We start from the raw sequence: 21,513 nt of genomic DNA on the forward strand, positions 1-21,513 counted from the left end.
GATGCATACGGTGCTGGATTATGATGGCTGCCTGCCGGTATTCACTGCCATCACCGAAGGAAGTGTCCATGAGATCAATGTGGCAAAAAAGCTTTCTTTTCCCCTCGGGAGCGTCATCGTAATGGACCGGGGATACGTTGATTATAAATGGCTATGTGTTTTGGACAGCAACCGGTGTTTTTTTGTTACCAGGGCAAAAACGAACATGGCCTACCGGATTGTTGAAGATAATACCGAAAAAAGTGCGGGCAATACCTTTATCCTTGCAGACCGGCTTATTACCCTTACTGCCTGGAAGGCTTCAGCGGAATACAGCGGGGAAATGCGCATGGTTGTTTATTTGGACAACACAACGGGGCAGGAATACACCTTTATTAAAAACAATCTCCACTGGAAGGCACAGACCGTGGCTGATATCTATAAAGAAAGATGGCATATCGAAGTGTTCTACAAACACGTAAAACAGCACCTGAAAATAAAATCATTCGTGGGCACAAGCGAAAATGCAGTAAAAATACAACTCTGGACTGCTCTGATTGCTGTGCTGCTCCTAAAATTCTTACAGCAGAAAGCCGGATACAGATGGTATTTGTCCAATCTGGTAACATTTATCAGACTGAATCTCTTTGTTAAAATCGGACTTATAAACTGGCTCAACAATCCTTTCTACGACCAAAAGCAGATTATAGAAATAGGGCAGCTGAAATTATTTGATGGTTAAATTTATGCCAACACCCGGGGATAGTATTCTCTGCTCAACAAAAATATCACCCTCAATAGTAGCGAACCAACAATCTTTTACCTCCAAAATTTATTTTGGACAGGTGTGGAGTAAAGCTTTATGTAGTTTGATTAATTGAAAAAAAATGTTAAATTAGCATCGACAGTGTTCTGTTTAATAATGCCTGTTCCTATTATGATTCGATTAAATACGATATTCTTCAAAATATTTTTTCTTCTTGTTGCGCTTTCTTTTATGATCTCTTGCAACAAAGATAACATCAAAACGACTGATCAAGAAGAAGGTCTAATCGTTGTGTCGTCACCTGGGAAAGTTGGTCAGTATAGTATCATTGACCAAGGCTCTGCGGTTTTGCAACCCACTAAAGTGGGTAGGCAATCTTTATTGGACTGGGAGCATATTAAATACATGCCTACTCCTGCTGGTAAGGAGCCTATTCTCGCTCCTTGGTTTAGCTTGTCACAAGATTATGATAGTAACTACATGCTCGACTTTAAAAAAAGAGACGGATGGGAATTGCTATATAATACTTTTTCAACGGAATACGAAAATCCTTTAGACTTTTTTATACTATATAATAAATATCGTGGTATAATAAGAATGTATAAATATATCGACAATACTGATATTAGTCAAATTAAAGATCTCAATGTCTTGTATAATACAATTAAGATGCATTCAGGAGGGGGGCATACCCTTATTTTTTCCGATCAACTTATTGTTGATCTCAATAAACAATCTAACAGTGTTAGTATTATTGAACCGAAAGAGGTTAAGAACAATAGTTGGTATATTTCTGAGTTTGAAGTAGCTTATGATCCTAATGTAAGCGATTCTCAGATGTTAAATTTTGTAATGGGATTTGGAAAAACAACGCAAAGTACTATTGGGAGACACGATTTTTCAGGAAGTCTGCCTTTAAGATTTAACATACAAAATCAAAGTTTTCCATATGTGGGCGGAGCAGGCGAATTATACCAAATTAACTTGAGGTCAGCTAAGGAGTTGCAGGATGCAAAAAATATTATACCAGAATTTTCTATAGATAGCAACATTCTTGACACTAATGATTCCAAAGAAATCGATCTTTTTAATGCTGTCACTGCGGACAAAAAAATGTCTCAAATGATTAAGGTAGCCACGACTGCTTCTGTTAATAATTTAGTGAATAACGCATTGATCACGACTCCAGTAGTCGGATGTCCTGGGTTTGATTGGAGTAATGGTGTTGGGGAGTTCCCAATTTTTAATGAGTCATTAGGTGTTTTTTACTTGAATAAGATGCCCGAGGTATTTTTTACAAAAACTAGCGGAGAGCTTGCTTATAAGTACCAATTAAACGAAGGCTCATTAGAATATCTTTTTAATCCGTTTGTGAGCAAGTATGCAACGATAGAAAATATAGAACAGGAAATGCTTGCTGTAGAGGATGGAGTTGAGAACGCTTTGATAAGTTCAAAAGTCTATAAAGGGAGACAACTAAGCTCCAATAAAGCCTTGGACGTAGTCGGCGTTAGAGTATCTTTCGATTTGGTACCGAGTAATGGAAGCAGCAAAGTTCATATAATAAAAACTTTTAAGGCTAATATAGTGGACAAATAGGCTTTTTTTTGAGATTTATAGAAATCATGAAAAGGTTGCCGTCAGCGTTTTTGTGTTTTCAGGCAACTCTTGTCAAAGGGGAAATTAATCATGGATAAGTTTAAACAAATGTAGAGATCTTAAAGGAACAACCATTGTGTTTTTGCCGCACTGACTTTAATCTGGCTATCCGTAAAATTGAACAACATAATCGTAATAGAGCTTGCTCTTTCGAAACTTAAATAGTAATACTGGTAGAGTAGATCGGATAGTTGCAGTCGCTCTGAGATTGTTTCTCTTGTTTTATTTAGGATTGCGGAGATGAAAATAAACGGAGCTATCAAGGTATAGGTTTCCAGTGCCTATCACTCAATAGGACCCTACGGAACAGGATAGTGATGATACAAATGGGTTTAGCACTCATCGTGGTTTTTCAGAACACTGCAAACAATGGAGAGATTAAATTCTATCGTTTCGCTCATGATATCCTGTAAACTACCATTATTAAAATTCATTTAGCTATCGAATCGGCTCATTTTTCCGATAGAAGGCTGCGTTTTATTAGTAAAATAGGTTATTTCGATTGCACTATGCCGTATTGAGGTGCTGGAATACGACACAGTGCCATCAAGGTTCGGCATCGTGCTCTTTGATTGATACGTTTTACTATCAAAGATTTGTGTTTCGCTAGTCAAATAAGCCGTCTCGCTTTCAGTTTAATTCGCTTCGCTTATAAAGGACTCTATTTTGCTAATAAAATGTGAAGTTTTAGTGGCGGTTTTCTTTGTGTTCAGGGAGGCGAAGCAAAGAAAAGTAGGAGCTCATTGAAAACATAATAAATCGAATAGCTTCTGACGCTGTTAAAATAGCGTAATTAGCAGTTATTGAATTAACCTTCATCCAATATTTGTGGTAAATAGGAAAGCGATAAAGGAAGTAAGGCGTGAGAAGCGAAGCCTTATTTTATACTGGATCCATCTTGTGAGATCGCAGAAGTGAAGACAAATCGGGAAAAGAAAAAGGAGTTGGAAGATTGGCTGGAAGGAAAAGATTAATCTTCTATACGAAATAATATAGTTAACTCTTGTTACAATTCTTATCTAATTTTAATTTTAGATGATGACTAAACATTGATGATTTGTAATTCTATGTGCTTTTTTAAATAAGTCTATATGATTGAATTTTTTTTCGGATTTTCTTTTTAAAAGTCTATCTTGCAAAGAAGCTAGACTATCCCATAGGCTGGCTTGCGGCCTTATTCTGGGGGTACTCTAAGATAATTGCTTTATCCTTGTGTTGATTCTTTTAGAAAAGATAAGTTTAGGATTTATTAAATAAACAAAATATGAAAAACCTATTTCCAGCTAACATTCTTATTTCTAGCTTGCGTTGCTTTTGTTTTGTTTCAAGGTCTGCAAGTATCAATGCCGAAGTGGCTTAGTTTTAGTTATGGTTAAATACAGTTGATGTCCAGCTCTTTAATCAATCGCTGCTATCGAGAGCATAATAGTCGGAGCTTATACTATTAGATGAACTACTTTGCTGTCGTATTTAAATTATGTGTCTTATGACTATGAAAATGACAGGTGTAAAACAAAGACACTCAAGAGATAGGTAAAGTGTGATTTTAGTGCCTTTTTGAATAACTTTATTTTGCTGATACTAATTTGTAACTTTGGATATTTAATATTTTATGTTATGTTTGATAAAATTAAAATTATGAAAAGATGTTTACCAATAATTCTAGTCTTTACGTTTGTGTTTTCATGTTCTAAGAAAGACTCGTTTGAGAAAGATAGAGACTCGAAACAAGACAGGTCTATTACCTTTGATCAGGCGATGAGCATGATAAAAAGCGGAACAAATGCTGCAACTTCGAACGTCGCGCTTTCAACTACACCAAACACGAAATCAACAACTATAAATTTTCAATCCTTTCAAGGATATGACGCTTGTACTACATCAGAAAAGACCGTTAATGGTATTACTTTCAAATCTACTCAAGGATTCTCTAAGCTTAACGTAAATAATCTTAATCCTCAGACTTATTACTATTTAAGCCTATCTACTTTACACGCCTACTCTGAATCCTTACCTGGGAGTTATGGCAGCGGTATGGCAATTAAGTATCCCTTTAAGCAAGGGTCGATATATAAAATAAAGACTACTCTTGGTGGAACAGATTATGAATGGGGGCAAACTAAAGATATTAGAAGATTTCCGACTTTACAGGCAAGGTTAACCAATAACCCAACAATTATGTCGATTTGTGCAAATTCGGGTCCAATTAATTTGACAGGTTCGTCCGAGCCGACACAGATTTTTCCCGCTATAGCTAAGGGATCTACAAAGGCAGTTGAATTATTATTTACTGCTGATAAATGTTACGATTATCTTTGGCTAAGCGCTCTTCCAAATACTTCTGGAAAATCAAACTCTACAGCAGAACTATGGAACAATATTGTTATCGAAGAACAAAATCAATTTGCAGTTGTAGGACCGGAATCTTTGACCGTTAATCAGGTTGCCACATATTCTGTTGAAGCCTTTTCTTTGCCAATTAACTCAAATTTTACATGGTCTGTTTCCGGCGATTTTCAAATAGTTGGTAGCAACGTGGGACCTTCTGTAGCGATAAAAACAACAGGCTTAGGGGGCGGGGAAATTTCTATAAGTCTTAACGGATGTAATAAAATCGTTTCGAAAGTTTATACCTCACCAATTGTTAATGAAGTTCGGTTGGAGGGGCCTTCATTTCTGTATGAACTTGGAAATTTTTCAACGTTTCAAATTGTAAAAACTGGCTCGTCAGTTAATAGAGTTATTTCGCAGGTCACCTGGACGCCACCTCCTGGCTGCTTTATTCAGGTTACATCAAATACAACAGCTGACATTAGGGCTGGTCAACCGTCACAATCTGATTACTTGATCGTTTCATTTCTAATGGATGGAGTTCCAATCACGTTAAAGAAACCTATAACAATCCAAATATTAAGCCCTAACCCTGGAGATCCAGGTACAACGACTTAGTAAGAATAATTTGTTTAGATCTAGGCGAAATATAAACAAAAGAAGAACTGGTTACATATACAATTTATCTCCTTTTTAGGAAGGGGCCGACTAAAAAGGAGATAAATTTGTCTCCTCATTCCTCGAAGAATTGTGAAGACAGGATTGTCGGTCCTCATGCGGACAACCATCTTAACTATATTTTATCGGCGTTAATTTTCTTATCGACGGCAACAACTGTCTGAAATAGCAAGTAAATGTAACTACTTTCTAAAACTACTTTGCTTTAATTTGTTATTCGCAAAAGAAGTTCTAGCATTTCAATTTGCAACTTATTTGACTATTTTGAGGTACATAGCGTTACAATTCTCATGAAATTTTAATAAGCAATCATTGGATTATTTGTATTCGTGAGTATGAGGATTTTCAATACTTTAATTACCTTGTTTGTTACAATCGCGTTTTTAAGGAAGCTAGTAAAAACGGCGCTACAAGCTTTTTTGCTGAAATTTTATCCTACATTTATGAATAGATAAAAAAAAACCTTGCAAAATATTTTCAATATCTTAATTTTGGTAACTAATTGTCAAATTTTTCTTATAATAACTTAAGTGTAACGTATTGAGATAGATTTACTTAGCCTAATTAGGATGACAAATGTAAGTGAAGAAGAATTGAGTGGATTGATCAACCTATTCTAAAGCCATTTTTCCTGTCTTTTGCGTACACTGAACTCGAATTATTATGATAAGTAGCAATTTGTATATTGTTCAACGGATCAATATCCGGGACCAAGTGAAAGGATATGCCTTGACATCATACTTGATGCGTAAACCTTATCGGGTTCAGCCTAAATATAGTCCAGTTGCTTTATATTTAATCAATTTAATATTTTAACCAAAACACAAAACACATGAAACAAAAACTACTAAGTTTTTTCTTACTGTTTACTCTCTTAATAGGAGCAGTATACGCGCAGGAAAGGAGGGTCAGCGGAAAAGTGTCTGACGAAAACGGACAGCCCCTACCAGGAGTATCAGTGGTAGTGAGCGGTTCAACTATTGGAACCCAGACCAGCAATGATGGAATGTTTTCTTTATCCGTTCCAGCAGGAGCTGTAAGCTTAACTTTCAGTTATATTGGTTACAAAACCTTAGTACAAAGTTTAAGCGCTGGAAACAATTTAGATGTAACGCTAGGTATTAACGCTTCTGAGTTATCGGAAGTTGTGGTTGTTGGTTATGGACAGCAGAGTCGAGCTTTAAGTACTCAAACAGTAGCGTCTGTAAGTTCGGAGTCTTTTAAAAATGTACCTATTCAGACTCCCCAGCAAATTCTACAAGGGCAAGCTGCTGGCGTTAATATGGTGAACTCATCGGGTGTTTTAGGTGCTGAAGCGCAAATTACCATTCGAGGTGGTTCCTCTCTAAGTGCGGGTGGACGTCCGTTGTATGTAATTGACGGTGTACCTCTAAATTCTGCTGGAGCGCAGTATACTCAAGCGCAAGGAGGTGCCTCAGCCCTTAACCCATTGATTAACATCAATCCCAATGATATTGAAAGTATGACGGTATTAAAGGACGCCTCTGCAGTTGCAATCTATGGATCAAGGGGTTCTAACGGGGTCATACTTATTACTACCAAAAAGGGAACTGGGCAAGGTAAAACAAAGATAAATGCGGATTACTTTACAGGGTTCTCCAAGCCAACTTCCTTAGAACCAATGATGAACGCTGATCAGTGGCGTCAATTTCGAACCGATTATTTGACAGCGAATAATGCCTCTGTTCCGCAATTCCCAACGACAAGTTACGATTGGATAGATAATGTTGTTAGAACGGGTCATGTGAATACCGCGAACCTCAGCGCTACTGGAGGAAGTGAAAAGACAACGTTTTTTGTTGGAGGAACGTATTCTACTGAAAGTGGTTATACGATAGGAAACCAAATGGATCGTTTATCTGGACGCATTAATTTAAATCATAAGGTCTCTGATAAAGTGAATTTTGGTGTAAATTATAATCTTTCTCACGTTGATATGGATAGAATTGGGGCAGAGAACAATACTTATGCACCACTTACATCGGCTTATTTGCAATTGCCTTATATTACACCATATGGTCCTGACGGAAAGTTTCAAAACACGGGCTTTATTGCTAATGTAATTGCTATTGAACAGACTGGTATAAATAAAAATTGGTCGGATAGAAGTACTGGTAACGCTTACGCAGAATTGGAAGTTATTGAAGGTTTGAAACTGAAGACCGATTGGGGAATTGATAACTATAAAATTGACGAAAAATATAGAGAGTCAGATTTGCTAACACCTGGTGGTTATGGATATCGTACTAATTATACCGATAATAAATGGTTGACTACCAATACGCTGAATTATAACAAAACTTTTGATGGCAGACACAACATCGGCGCATTGCTAGGTTACAGTTTTGAAAAGGCTACATTGACGCAAATATTTGTGGAAGGAACAGGTTATGCTAGCGATGGGTTGCCTAATGTTGGATCAGCATCAAATCCAGTTTCCGCATCTGAAGAGATTTTTGACTGGGCGCTTGAATCTCAGTTTGCGCGTGTAAACTATAGTTTCGATGATAAGTACTTGTTTGAAGGATCTTTTCGTCGTGATGGTTCCTCGCGGTTTGGACCGAATAAAAAATATGGAAACTTCTATGCTCTATCAGGCGGTTGGGTCATTTCCAATGAAGGTTTTTTCAATAAGGATAATAATATTGCTCAATTCCTGAAATTGACCACTAGTTATGGAACAGCTGGGAATGATAATATAGGTTATTATGATTATCTAGGCACTTTCTTAGCGGGAACCGATGCCAATAGTCAGATTGTTAATTATAATGGTGAGTCTGGGTTAGTTCCAAGCAGGGTTGCAAATCCCAATTTAAGCTGGGAAGAAACGGCTCAGTTCGATGTGGGACTAAGCGGTCGATTCTTCAACGCGATCGATATTCAAATGAATTTTTATAATAAGACATCGCGGGATCTATTGCTTAATGTACCATTACCTTTTACAACAGGATTCGCTAGTGCGTCGCAGAATGTAGGTAAACTAAGAAATAGAGGTTTTGAATTTACAATCAACTCTGAAAATATCAATCGCGATCATTTTACTTGGAGAACCTCTTTTAATATAGCGTTCAACAAGAACACGGTTTTGGAGCTACCTGAAAATAGAGACGAAGACGGAAGAAACTTTTTGGGAACAGGCGAGCAAAGAGCAATTGTAGGACATTCTAAAAATACGTTTTATTTGATACGATATAACGGAATCAACCCGGAAACCGGGGATGCGGAGTGGTTAACAAAAGATGGTACACCTACTACATCACCAACGGCTGCTGATCGGGTGATAGTTGGCAAAGCAGACCCAACGTTTCAAGGTGGTATCACTAATACCTTTACATTCAAAGGTTTTGATTTAACTGCATTTTTTAACTTTACTCAAGGCAATGATGTTTATATCGATGGCTTAGAATTTACTGATAATTTCGGATCAGGTTCCTACAATAAAAGCGTGAAGCTTTTAGACTACTGGAGACAACCTGGCGATCAAGCCTTTGCACCTGCATTGAATAGTGATACAAGAACAACCTATCATCAGCCGTCCACGAAGCAAATGATGGATGGTTCTTATTTGAGACTAAAGACGTTAACCCTAGGATATAACTTGCCAAGCAGTTTTTTGGCAAAAACAAAAATATTCTCGAGTGCGAGAATATATTTCCTCGGTCAGAATTTGTGGACTGTTAAAAGTAAGGATTTTAGAGGTGATCCTGAAATTTCAGCTAATGGAGCTAGTAATTTAACAATAGGTCAAAGTTTCTTTGCACTACCACAGGCAAAATCATACACATTCGGAGTTAATCTTACACTTTAAAATATAAGAACATGAAAATCAGATATATATATTTAACTTTTGCGATGTTGGTTTTCCTTTCAGCATGCGAAAAGAAATTAGACTTGCTTCCGCAACAGGACTTAACAGAAGAACTTGTCTTTAGTAGTCCAGAAACCACTCTAAGCGCCCTTCGGGGAGTATATAGCACAACCCAAACGTTGGAATTTTATGGTTCGATGCCTCAGGTTATTGCTGATTACATGGCGGATAATGTTGATTTTATTGGGACATTTCCAACCCTTCAACAATTAAACGATTTTGCATCTGTATCGACAAATAGTAGTGTTTATGATGTTTGGGAAATACATTATCAGGTAATCACAAGAGCTAATAAGGTAATTGCTAATGTACCAAATGTTGAGGGACTTTCGGACGAATTGAAAGCCCAGTACATCGCTGAAGCGAAGTTCTTAAGAGCACTAGCATATTTTCAGTTAGTGAATTTCTTCGCGCAACCATTTCAAGTCAGTAACGGCAACAACTTAGGTGTTCCGCTCGTTCTGGAAGACTTTACTGGAGAAGTTACCTATCCTTCGCGGAGTTCATTAAATGAAGTCCATGCTCAAATATTAAAGGACTTAGAAGAAGCTGTACCTGCGCTTCCGTCATCCTATGAAAGCGCTTCGGATACGAGGGGAAGAGCTACAAAAGGAGCTGCCTACGCCCTGCTGTCTCGTTTATATCTTTATAGAGAAGAATGGGCTCAGGTGGTTGAAGCTGCCAATAATACACTTGAGCAAGGAATATATGATTTAGCTGCAGATTTTAGCTTCTATAATGGAAATACTAGTGAAGATGTATTCACCATTCAGAATAGTGCAACAGACAATGGTAGAACAGGTGCCGGTGGCTGGGCCTCTTATTATATGCCCGCTTCTGCTGGTGGGCGAGGCGATGCTCCATTCTCTCAAAGTTTAATTCAGGCATTTGAAGCGGAGCCTGGAGATAAGCGTTTCAATTTAAAAATAGAAGGACAAACTGCTGGAATAGACTACTTTTTCAATAACAAATTTCCAGATGCAGTAAACAACAGCGACAACTCTCCTGTTATTAGGACAACGGAAGTTTACCTAAATTTAGCTGAAGCATTGGCGCATTTGAGTACAACCCCAGATGTTCAAGCGATTGATATTTTGAACAATCGTATACGGAGGAGGGCTGGACTTGGTCCTAAATCTGTACTTACGCAGAACGAACTTATTAACGCTCTACTTCTTGAGAGAAGAAAAGAGCTGGCATTTGAAGGACATCGGAGGATGGATATGCTAAGAAACCGACAGAATCTAAGAGGCGGGCAGGCCTCGGCAGCGTTTGGAGCACCAAAAACTATTCTGCCAATCCCTCAAAGAGAGATAGATAATAATCCGAGTTTACAAGGACAACAGAACGAAGGATACTAAATTTAGGAAGCGACTGCAGGGGCATCTCTGTCATTGCAGTCGCCCTATATTTAAATTATTACTTACCTACCTTTGGAATACATGACATATGTATTACCTCTAGCTTAACGCTTCTGCGATTAGGCATGTATCAGAAATAATCGATACTCTGAAAGAAGTAAATTCTAAAAAAACTTGTAAAATATTTTCAAAAGCTTAGTTTTGCTAATAAATTGTTAAATTAGTTTAATAACAGCCCTAATGTTTAGCGTATTGAGATAGATTTACATTAACCTTTTTAGGATTTTAGTATGAAGAACGGAATGTTCATCATGATTGACCTAATCCTATAGCCATATTTCTCTCTCATTTTGCCGGTAAAGGGTTCTATTATACTAAATAGTGCCTAATCTGTTCTTCCGCAGTCTTGTATATGTTGGCGAGTGAATGGATTTGCTTTAATCATCAAATCTGATGAATAAAATATTTACTGATTTCTATATGGATTTAAGTACTATCATTTTATATTTTTAATCAATTTAATTTTTAACCAAAAAGCAAACACATGAAACAAAAACTACTAAGTTTCTTTCTGTTATGTATACTGCTAATAGGCGCAGCGTATGCACAGGATAGGAGAATTAGAGGTAAAGTAACTAATGAAGTTGGAGAACCGCTTCCTGGTGTATCCGTTATTGTGGCGGGGACTACAACTGGTACGCAAACAGATTCGGACGGAAACTATGCTATAACGGTGCCTCCGACAGACGCTAAGCTTATTTTTAGCTACATTGGTTATGCTAGCCAAAATCTGGAAGTTGGGCAACGCTCTATCATCAATGTTACCTTGTCCGGTCAGGATAACTCGTTAGATGAGGTCGTCGTCGTAGCTTACGGTACAGCAAAGAAAGAAGCCATTACCGGTTCAGTTGCCACCATGAATTCGGCTGATATAAGTAAGCGTACCGTTACTAACATAACGAATGCTATTGCAGGTATGGCACCAGGTGTCAATGTCAACTCAGGCAATGGGCAACCAGGTACTGGATCAAATATTCGAATTAGAGGTTTTGGTTCAATATCTGCTTCTAACGCTCCGTTATACGTGGTAGACGGTGCGGTTTTCGATGGCGATATTGGTGATATTAACCCTAATGATATCGAGAATATATCCTTGCTGAAAGATGCATCTGCAACGGCTCTTTACGGTTCGAGAGGAGGTAATGGAGTCATTATTATCACAACGAAAAAAGGGACAGTTCAGGGAACTCAGCTTAATGTGAACCTAAACCAAGGTTTCTCTTCCCGAGGAACACCCGAATATGATAGGGTTGATGCCTACGAATACTATCCGTTAATGTGGCAAGCTTTAAGAAACAGCCTGGTGTATCCAACTTCCGGTACCGGGAAGACTCCGGAAGAAGCAGCTCTCCAAGCGAGTAATACTATTCAATCGCAACTCATTTACAATCCGTTTAACGTGCCTAATGATCAAATAGTTGGGACGGATGGAAAGCTTAATCCAAATGCTTCTCTACTTTATAACGATTTCGATTGGTATAAACCGCTTGAAAGAACAGGGAAAAGAACAGACGCCAATATGAGCGTAACGGGTAAATCGGAGAAATCTGATTACTATGTTTCTCTTGGATACCTAAATGATAAAGGGTATATCCTTCAATCAGACTACAGAAGATTTAATGTGCGTCTTAGTGCCAATTCGACTATTAAGTCGTGGTTGAAGACCGGTTTTAATTTAGCTGGGTCCACCTCAGACGGTAACTTAGCGAGTGATGCGTCAACCGACAATGCAAACAGTTATATAAACGCCTTCATGTTTTCTAGATTTATAGGCCCAATTTATCCTGTACGAGCATTCGATGGGGAAGGGAACCCAATCATGAACGAGTTAACAGGGGAGCAGTGGTATGACTACGGTTTCCATCCGGGATCAATTAATAGGCCTCAAGGAGCATATCCTGGACGCCACGTGATTTATGAAACCCAGTTGAACGAAAAACTAAATAGAAGGAATTTGATAAGTGGTAGAGGTTATGTAGAAATTAAATTTTTAAAAGACTTTACGTTTAGACCTTCAATTAGTGTCGATATCAGAGAGAATCATAATACGACCTTCTGGAATAATTTGGTTGGGGACGGCGCTTCTTACAATGGATACTCCTATAAGTTATCATCTACAACCAGATCCTACACGTTTAACCAAATTGTTTCTTATGATAAGGTGGTTGGCAAACATAGTATAAATGCTTTGGCAGGTCACGAAAATTATGATTATGATTATCGTTCCTTAACCGCAACCAAAACCGGGATTACTATTGAAGGGAACTCCGAATTTCCAAATTTTGTGACACCCTATGGCGCAGGTGGATATAGGGACACCTATAGAATTGAATCCTACTTGTCGAAGGTGGCCTATAACTATGACTCAAGATACTTTTTTGATGCTTCCTTAAGAAGGGATGGATCTTCGCGATTCGCGAAAGATTCTCGGTGGGGTACGTTTTTCTCATTGGGAGGTTCGTGGTCTATATCCAAAGAGGCATTTATGAGTAATGAGTCTTGGATCGATGATTTAAGGCTGAAAGTGTCCTATGGTCAAGTCGGAAACGACGCAACCTTAAATGCTGACGGTGATCCTACTTATTATAATTACCAATCGTTATATGAGTTAGGATGGAACAATGGTGGACAGCCAGGAGTTATACTTGCAACCCAAGGTAATCCGGCGTTAAAATGGGAATCCTCTAACACCTTGAATACCGGTGTTTCTTTTTCGTTCTTTAATAGTCGGATTTTTGGTGAATTGGAATTTTATAGAAGAGGTTCAAGCAATCTAATCTTTTCTGTACCCTTGGCGTTATCCAATCCAATAAGGAGCGTGTATAGAAATATAGGATCTATGTATAATACTGGTATCGATTTGCAATTGGGAGGTGATATTATACGCTCGAAGAATTTTACTTGGAATATGGTTACCAACTGGTCGACTATCAAGAATAAAATTACCAAAATGCCGGCAGAAACTCCCGTGGTTACCAGCGGTAATAAAAGAAGAGAGGTCGGAAGAGATTTGAACAATTTCTGGTTAAGACAGTATGCGGGCGTAGATCCTGCAGATGGAGCGGCGTTGTATGTGCCTGCTGAAGGGACAACTACGAATTTAAGAACGGTTAATGGTGTTGAATATACAACAAATTATAACAATGCTAAGTTTGACTATTCGGGTAGTGCTATTCCGGATCTAATTGGTTCCATCAACAATACCTTTAGGTATAAAAGCTTTGCTTTATCGTTCCTGATTAACTATCAGATAGGTGGTAAGTTCTACGATAGCAACTATGCTGGCCTAATGGGAATAACTTATGGCGCGGCTTTACATGAAGATATCAAGAATTCATGGACAACACCCGGTCAGATAACAGATATTCCCCGTATAGACATCAACAGTACGACGCAGTTTAATGCCGCTTCAAATCGTTGGTTAATTGATGCATCTTACATTAGTTTTAGAAACGTGAACTTATCCTACACGTTGCCATCTGAATTGACAAAGAAGTTCGACGTCTCGGCACTACGAGTTTTTGTTACTGGAGAAAACTTAGGTCTTATTTCGAAAAGAAAAGGGATGAATCCTACCGAATCGTTTGATGGTTCAAATAACACGACATATTTGCCTAGTAGAATATTTAGTGTTGGAGTAAACGTTTCGTTATAATTATTAAAAAGAAAGACATGAAAAAATACTTAATATTGTCATTATTGTTCGTATTCATCATTAGTAGTTGTAGTAAAGATTACCTTGATACTAAACCGACCGATAAGGTTGATGGCGAGTCTGTCTTCAATACGGTCGAAAACGCAAGCAAATTGCTAAACGGCATTTATCGGTTGATGTTTGAGAGAACAGAGGAAGTAACCTCAAACCAGCAAAATAAACCCGGAGTAGGCGGCATTCTATTGAATATCGACTTTATGGGCGAGGATTTAGGGATTTCTAATAACAATTGGTTCTCTTCGGAAGCATCTTGGAATGCACATCGGGTTGATAATAATATCGTGCCTCAGTATGTATATAGAACATTCTATCGAATCATAGGTAACGCAAATTATATTATTGACAATGTAGATGCGGCTGTCGGAACAGAAAGTGAAAAGGCGAGAGTTAAATCAGAAGCTATTACATTAAGAGCATATGCCTACTCATATTTAGTGCAGTTTTTTGGAAAACGATATGATGCGAATGCGAAGCCAAATTCGCAAGCTGGTGTACCACTACCCCTATCAACTAAAGACAACGATATGCCTCGTGCTACTGTTGAGGAGGTTTACGCAGCCATTGTAAAAGACTTGGAAGATGTTATTGCCCTGAACGTGACAACGCGCACAAATAAATCACATGCCAATGCGCTAGTTGCTAAAGCGTTAAGAGCCAGAGTGGCACTTACGATGCAAGACTATCCTAACGCTATAAAGTATGCAAAAGAAGTGATTGATGCTGGTGAATTTCCATTAATGTCAGAGGCGGCTTATCTTTCGGGATTCAATAATGCACCCAATTTGAGCGAAGTAATGTGGGCATCCATGCCTACTGAAGATCAAGGAGACACCTTCGGGTCGTTCTTTGGCCAAATTGCCTACAATGCCAATACTTCTTTTATGCGCGCAAATCCTAAACGAATAAATTCAGCTCTTTATAGTCAAATAGCAGCGACGGATGTTCGTAAAAAGCTGTGGGAGCCAACACCTACTGCCGATAATTTTCCTTTGCCATCAACTGCCTTTGCCAGGCAGCCTTACATGAGTCGGAAATTTGCAGTTAAAGTTGTCGGTGGCCCTTCACTAGGCGATGTGCCTTTATTGAGAAGTGCCGAAATGTACCTAATTCTCGCTGAAGCTTATGCGAGAAATGGTCAAGAAGGCGAAGCTCAAAATACCTTATTTCAGTTGACTTCAGTTCGTGACGCTAATGCTATAAAATCAACAAATTCCGGAGCTGCTCTGATTGAAGAGGTTTTGTTTAACCGACGAATAGAGTTATGGGGCGAAGGTTTTAGATGGCTTGATCTAAAACGGTTGAATTTGCCTTTAAATAGAACCGTTGTGCCAAACTTTGTCTCGGCATCAGTTGCCGGTGTTATGGAGATTCCAGCTGGAGATGTAAGATGGCAGTTTTTAATCCCTAGATCTGAGATGGAAGCAAATCCGAATATCGGAGAACAGAATCCGTAAAACAAAACAGGATTTATTAGTCCCATCAATTGGCTTAGGTTGGTTGATGGGACTTTTTTATGCGCTAATAATTCTCTACAGTTGTATTTAAAGAAGCTTTTCCATAAGTTTGGAGAAACCATAGCAAAATATGCTTTATAAATGTATTGTCATTGACGATGAACCTGATTCGGTAGAAATTATTAATGATTATATTCAGCAAATTCCTGAATTAGTTGTCTTGCAAAGCTATATAGACCCGGTAAAGGCAATGGCTGATATGGCCCAAGGAGATCCCGTGGATTTCGTTTTTATGGATATTGATATGCCTCGCATTTCAGGACTCGAGTTATCAAGAGCGATCCGAAGTAAGACAAATAAGCTTATTTTCACTACAGCGCATACTAAATACGCATTTGAAGCCTTCGAAGTGGAAGCAGATGCTTATTTGTTGAAACCATTTACCTTTGCAAAATTTGCCTTAGCTATCAATAAATTACTCAACGATAACCCTCGAGTTCGAACAGAGGACAATTCAAAGGAGTTTTATGTTAAAACTACGGAAGAACGTAATCGCTTTGTTCGCATAAAATTTGATGAGGTTATTGCGATTGAAAGTGTTAAGAACTATATTAAAATCTATACGACCACAGAGGAGATAATGACTTATCTCACCTTAAAGGAGATAAAGGAGCGTTTTGATGAAACCGATGATTTTATTCAAATACATCGCTCATTTATTATTTCAAAAAATTACATAGAAAAAGTAGAAGGAAGCTTGGTGAAGCTGCCAAAGAACATGCTTATCCCAATTGGCACTTTTTATAAGGATGCCTTTTATGACTACTTGTTGAAAAATACAATAAAGACTGGCCGTAATAACTAAGCCAGCCTTTAAACCAACCAACTAAAACTATTAAATAGATTTTGACTATACCGTCCAAGTAAAAAACTCATCTGTAAAAGTTTCTTTTTTTGCTTGGGTACTTCTCTGTGTCTTTTTAAATAAAAAGATTGTTTTTTTTGTAACTTCGATCTTTTTCATGGCTTTTCTTTTAAAATTGAGAGTTATAGTTGTGATGTCCAAAATTTTTACACGAAAGCCCGTTTAGCTTACACCAAATGAAAAATTATGGATAAACGTATCCCGAATTTTTTTACCAAGTACAAGGTTCATATTATAACTTGGTCAATTTTTATCCTTTACGAAACCATCATTCTTGGATTGGTGTCTGGTAGATTTGCTAAAATTGGATCCTATACGATCCATTATGTGCAGCATATTTTATTATTCTATTTTCATGCTCATTTTGTGCTTCCCCGAGTTTTAAGAACAAAATTTGCTGTATTGGCTTTGCCTGTTGGAATTGCAATTGAAATTGTTGTTTATTTCTTCGTTTTTTTTATCATTGAAAACGCTGCAGCTACACTTCCTGGAATATTTGGCGTTCGGAAAGTAACAATGGCCTGGGCATTGTTTATAAAGGTTTCGTGGCGGTCGCTTTATTTTATAGGCTTTTCTACCGGGTATTATTTTTTGATTAACTTATTAAGAGAGAGAGAACGGACAACCTCTCTCGAACGACAGCGATTAAATCAAATTATAGAGCAGCAGAAAATGGAGAAGGAACTGGCTAATGCACAAAATGCGTATTTAAGGGCTCAGATTAACCCTCACTTTCTTTTCAATACCCTCAATTTTATCTACAATAAAACACGTAAATCGGCTCCGGTGGCTGCAGATGCTATTTTAACTTTATCAGCCATGATGCGTTATGCAGTAGAAAGTAGTGAGGACAAGGGATATATTGCCATTGAAGAAGAAATTGAGCAGGTACATAATCTCATCCACCTACATCGACTTCGCCAAAATCACCAAATATATTTTAACATAGAAGTCGATGAACGAGTTCGCAACATATGGATGATCCCTTTAGTTCTAATTACGCTAACAGAAAACATTTTCAAGCATGGGAATCTATCCTTAGCCAATCATCCTGCAATTTTGAAGATATATACTGACCAAGAAAGTCTGTTAATTGAAACCAAGAATTTAATTAACGCCATACATAATACAAGTGGCTTAAGTAAAGGTCTGGAGAATATAGCCAAAAGACTCGAACATACCTATGGGGACCAGGCCACCTTTACTTATCGCAGTGATGGCAAAAATCATTTTGAAACAAAAGTTCAAATCAAGCTTGCTGTTTTAAACGGTTTTGTTGCGCCAGCAGCTCTTTCAGATAAAATTGGTAAATAATCAGTTCGTGGACGCGTTGATCGGTGGTAAATAGTCGGTTAACGTGCATATGGACTAAATCCCGTATTAGCTGTAAGGATTCGTTTACATTTGTTTGTTTCAGTAGAAGGGAAACTTGTTTTAATAAGGCTTGATAAGCCCTTTCAATTTTTTTTGGCAGGGATATACTCACTTTTTCTCTTTTGAGATGGCTAAATAATTCATTGATGGCTTTAAATCCTTTCATCTCTACCTTAAATTCTTCGGCAAAAGCATCACCGCCATTTTTAATAAAAGCGCTTATTTTCTTAGGATCAACATCTAATTGGTTAAGAAGATCACCCAATAGACGCAATACTAGTCTATAAGAAGTATGCTGATCAATATTGTTTTTGATTAACATGAACGTGTATTCACTATCCTTCCAAAAGCAATGTTCAGCTTGATCGATTGTGGAAACACCGTACCGTTCAATTTCTCTATGATAATTTTTTATTTGTAAATCAGAGATGATGCCACTTTCGATTTCTCGAGATAGGTGTTTGGTCAATTGAAAGATTGCTTCATGAAAGGATGTGGGGTCTGTTAGCTTGAGACGTAATCGTATATGAGGGGAAGGAGCCGAATAACGAATAAAAAACCATTTCGATATGTTAGGTTTAACTTTTTCTAAGTAAGGAGAAATGTTTTCGGTTAACAGCACATTTGAATGCAACGGATGTATATAGATTTCAACGTATAACCAGTCTTGTCCGATCATTGAAATTCGTTGATCAGCATTGATCTTCGTAAGGCCTGTCGAAAAAGTTTTATATCGGTTTGCTGTATTGTGCAAGTGAATGTTCAACTCAGATAAAAAAGGTCGTTTTTGCTTACTTTTGATTGCCGATTTTTTTGGTAACGCGGTTTCCGTGATATACAGTTCCTTTCCGCTTTTTATATATTGTAGTAAGAATTCGAGATCTTCATCTGAATCTGTATTGAATAGCAGGTATTGATCGCTATTTAAACATTTGAAGGTTGAAGGTATTCCCGCTTTTTTTAGGTATTTCTTTAGCGCCCTGATCGGTATAGACTCATTTAAAAAAGTCTCTCCGTCTATTTTCCACATCCGAGGAGAAAACACAAGGTTTTTGTAGTTAACCCGAGGATAATAGTTAAGTTGAGGAAAAATCTTATTTAAATTAATTGTTAGACTGGTAAGCAGGTGCTGATGTTGTATGTCGCATAGAAGACGAAATATCGATAAATCAGATCGTGTATAATTATAGGCGCTAGCTAAACGTGGAACGATACGTTTAGCTAGGCTTTTCGCGCGCAGGACAATTTCATTGCCTTTTACACTAATATAAACATCGTCTAGTCGTAATTGGTGTTCGTTCTCGGTCCACGTGAGCAGAGGTAGCTCATAATGATACAGGTTATCCCGTCTATTAACGCTATCGACCTTCCGCTCGGATTGATAAGCAATGTCAAAAAATATGATTTCGGGATTAGCCTCTTCCTCTATGCGCACGAGCTCTTTACTGTACCGAGTCAAACTGGGATTTTCCAAGGTAAATCGGCCTATAAGTGAATTTGCGGTAGCTCCGCCAGCCTGTTGGATTAAAATTTGGCCGTCTATCTCCTGTATAATTAGGCTAAATGTATTGGGTAATTTAGTGGCATATTTCGGAAGATTGTGCTTCGCTAGTTCTTCCAGCTGAATATCTTCCCCTTTCAAGATCCCATTTAATAAAAACTGATGGAAAGGGGTGTAAGGTATTTGTTCGTTTTCTTGTATCCGACTGCCTTTTAAAAGCTCTATTAATTCGTCTGTGTGAGGCGATGATTCCAATTCATTGTATCCCACACCTAGTTCCGGGTCCAAGGCTTCCAAGAGCGGAACTTCCCGATATTCGAATTTAAGTTGGAAAGCGCGCTTAAAATCTTCCAATGGCTTATGGACGGGTTGGGGTAAATAGTCTTTTATAAAATTGATTGCCTCCGGTATTACTTTAAACTGTTGTGTGCTAAGACTACCTTTAAGTAATGATCGGGTAGCAATTATATAGGGATTTTCTTTAAATTCTTGCCCGTCCAGTCCAACTCGCTTAAAGTAATCCGTACCGATGATATTGGGATGTAGATCAGTCAATAGCAGCTGCAATTCGATGAGCTGAATCAGAAAATCGTCTACAACTGCTAATTCTAGTTCATACTTACTGATGAGATGCTTTACAATTTTTTCTTTGGCAATAGTGGTTTTACATCGCTGCAGTACATCTTCGATAATTGCTTGTTTATCAATCGATGCAATTTCAAAGGTGCCGTCTTCCAAGGTGCTGATGTAACGTAATTGATCGCCGCAGGGGTAAACGGACGTGTTGGCCTGAAAAAATTTGGCGTTCTTATAAAGATTGGGTAGATCGGATAGTAAGGTATCTTTATGAATCCAATTCGTAAACGTATGTAACGTAGGATCTTTCTCAACGATAACTTCGGATCCCTCTCTTTCCAAGGGGACCATCGTGATGGAACCAAAGGGACCAAAAGGTGTGGCCCGGAAGCGTGCCCGATTGAAATACTTCCAGCAAGAAAACCTTACTTTCTCGGGTAGTTTATCATAATCTTCTTTTCTGGTGTCTTTAATCTGCTCATAAAGGTCTTTTGACGAAATTTTAATGGCTTCTTTCAGCTCGTCCCACTTGTCTTCTAAAGTATCTTCATATGAAAAAAGAGGGGTACGGCTAATAACGGTAGGAAGTAGTTTAAGGTCCATATGGATAACGTTTTTTATAAGACGCAGTTTTTATCCAATGGTTACATGGTAAATTAAAAAGCTTGCCTCCCGTAGGGAGGGTAAAAATTAAACCTGCCTGCGGTAGGCAGGAAGGAAAAAGTCAAAACCCCGACGGGCTCATTGATGCGTCAGGATACCTTCGGTGAACTCTCGTTGCGTCGGTTTCGCTTTCATATAGCTAAAGGTGTTTATATTAATTTGATCTCTCTTTACCTTGATGCAAAGAGAGGCAAACATCAAGGCTTTGTAAGCTACCTCGCACCTGATGGCAAAGCACCATTGGCGCGTATTGGAGCCGTTTCACTTCCTCAATCCACTTGGTATTGCGATATGAACAGACGTGTAAATGCTTTGCTGCTCGTTGCTTCGGTATCCTCCAAGGCCATTTTACCCACGCGCAGGGCTATACTTAGGGCTGAAGATAATAATACGTCCGGTTAAAAGTAAAAGCCCTACGTCTAAAACAATGCCGCTTCCTGCCTGCCTGCGATAGGCAGGAAGTGGCGATTTTATTCACTACTTCATTATTTTCAAAGGTGTTCATGGACTCCCTACGGTCGGCTCTTTGCTTCTTTATTTCGCGGACCTTCCCGTTAGGGAAAGCTTGAATGCCTTAAAAAA

At 38.2% G+C, this 21,513-nt stretch carries 11 protein-coding genes; 10 read left to right on the forward strand and 1 reads right to left on the reverse strand.

All coding sequences use genetic code 11. The annotated features are described in order from the left end of the window. Position 1: 1 nt before the first annotated feature. The 9 genes from E0E36_RS03755 to E0E36_RS03795 all read left to right on the forward strand — a co-directional run bounded on the left by E0E36_RS03755 (position 2) and on the right by E0E36_RS03795 (position 18,131). Positions 2-721: an IS4 family transposase gene (locus tag E0E36_RS03755; protein ID WP_130854772.1), complete on the forward strand. Its 720-nt coding sequence runs from the start codon at positions 2-4 to the stop codon at positions 719-721. Positions 722-916: 195 nt separating this feature from the next. After that, positions 917-2,344: a hypothetical protein gene (locus E0E36_RS03760; protein WP_130854773.1), complete on the forward strand. Its 1,428-nt coding sequence runs from the start codon at positions 917-919 to the stop codon at positions 2,342-2,344. Between the two features lie 1,677 nt (positions 2,345-4,021). After that, complete coding sequence (locus tag E0E36_RS03765; RefSeq protein ID WP_168204529.1) at positions 4,022-5,353, forward strand: hypothetical protein; 1,332 nt, start codon at positions 4,022-4,024, stop codon at positions 5,351-5,353. Between the two features lie 892 nt (positions 5,354-6,245). Then, positions 6,246-9,242: a SusC/RagA family TonB-linked outer membrane protein gene (locus tag E0E36_RS03770; protein ID WP_130854775.1), complete on the forward strand. Its 2,997-nt coding sequence runs from the start codon at positions 6,246-6,248 to the stop codon at positions 9,240-9,242. 11 nt (positions 9,243-9,253) lie between these two features. Then, entirely contained in the window at positions 9,254-10,663 is a 1,410-nt protein-coding gene (locus tag E0E36_RS03775) for a RagB/SusD family nutrient uptake outer membrane protein (RefSeq protein WP_130854776.1), read from the forward strand. 544 nt (positions 10,664-11,207) lie between these two features. Further along, positions 11,208-14,378, forward strand: a complete 3,171-nt coding sequence (locus E0E36_RS03780) for a SusC/RagA family TonB-linked outer membrane protein (protein ID WP_130854777.1) — start codon at positions 11,208-11,210, stop codon at positions 14,376-14,378. Positions 14,379-14,395: 17 nt separating this feature from the next. Continuing rightward, positions 14,396-15,892: a RagB/SusD family nutrient uptake outer membrane protein gene (locus tag E0E36_RS03785; RefSeq protein WP_130854778.1), complete on the forward strand. Its 1,497-nt coding sequence runs from the start codon at positions 14,396-14,398 to the stop codon at positions 15,890-15,892. 130 nt (positions 15,893-16,022) lie between these two features. Next, positions 16,023-16,757, forward strand: coding sequence for a LytR/AlgR family response regulator transcription factor (locus tag E0E36_RS03790; RefSeq protein WP_130854779.1), 735 nt, complete (start codon positions 16,023-16,025; stop codon positions 16,755-16,757). Between the two features lie 246 nt (positions 16,758-17,003). Further along, a complete protein-coding gene (locus E0E36_RS03795; RefSeq protein WP_130854780.1) occupies positions 17,004-18,131 on the forward strand; it encodes a sensor histidine kinase in 1,128 nt (375 codons plus the stop codon). On the opposite strand, the gene E0E36_RS03800 is transcribed toward E0E36_RS03795, so the two are convergent. Beyond that, entirely contained in the window at positions 18,067-20,871 is a 2,805-nt protein-coding gene (locus E0E36_RS03800) for a lantibiotic dehydratase (RefSeq protein WP_130854781.1), read from the reverse strand. The genes E0E36_RS03795 and E0E36_RS03800 overlap by 65 nt on opposite strands. 141 nt (positions 20,872-21,012) lie before the next feature. Between E0E36_RS03800 and E0E36_RS03805 the strand changes: the two genes are divergently transcribed. Beyond that, on the forward strand, positions 21,013-21,333 hold the full coding sequence (locus E0E36_RS03805) for a hypothetical protein (protein WP_130854782.1): 321 nt from the start codon (positions 21,013-21,015) through the stop codon (positions 21,331-21,333). Positions 21,334-21,513: the final 180 nt, after the last annotated feature.

This window comes from Olivibacter jilunii, assembly GCF_900607235.1.
Lineage (GTDB): Bacteria > Bacteroidota > Bacteroidia > Sphingobacteriales > Sphingobacteriaceae > Olivibacter > Olivibacter oleidegradans.

What these genes read in the sequence shown, in the direction of transcription:
- E0E36_RS03765 (WP_168204529.1), top strand. Translation starts at nt 4,022, where the DNA reads ATGTTTGATAAAATTAAAATTATGAAAAGATGTTTACCAATAATTCTA.
- E0E36_RS03760 (WP_130854773.1), top strand. Translation starts at nt 917, where the DNA reads ATGATTCGATTAAATACGATATTCTTCAAAATATTTTTTCTTCTTGTT.
- E0E36_RS03800 (WP_130854781.1), bottom strand. Translation starts at nt 20,871, where the DNA reads ATGGACCTTAAACTACTTCCTACCGTTATTAGCCGTACCCCTCTTTTT.
- E0E36_RS03755 (WP_130854772.1), top strand. Translation starts at nt 2, where the DNA reads ATGCATACGGTGCTGGATTATGATGGCTGCCTGCCGGTATTCACTGCC.
- E0E36_RS03795 (WP_130854780.1), top strand. Translation starts at nt 17,004, where the DNA reads ATGGATAAACGTATCCCGAATTTTTTTACCAAGTACAAGGTTCATATT.
- E0E36_RS03775 (WP_130854776.1), top strand. Translation starts at nt 9,254, where the DNA reads ATGAAAATCAGATATATATATTTAACTTTTGCGATGTTGGTTTTCCTT.
- E0E36_RS03770 (WP_130854775.1), top strand. Translation starts at nt 6,246, where the DNA reads ATGAAACAAAAACTACTAAGTTTTTTCTTACTGTTTACTCTCTTAATA.
- E0E36_RS03790 (WP_130854779.1), top strand. Translation starts at nt 16,023, where the DNA reads ATGCTTTATAAATGTATTGTCATTGACGATGAACCTGATTCGGTAGAA.
- E0E36_RS03785 (WP_130854778.1), top strand. Translation starts at nt 14,396, where the DNA reads ATGAAAAAATACTTAATATTGTCATTATTGTTCGTATTCATCATTAGT.
- E0E36_RS03780 (WP_130854777.1), top strand. Translation starts at nt 11,208, where the DNA reads ATGAAACAAAAACTACTAAGTTTCTTTCTGTTATGTATACTGCTAATA.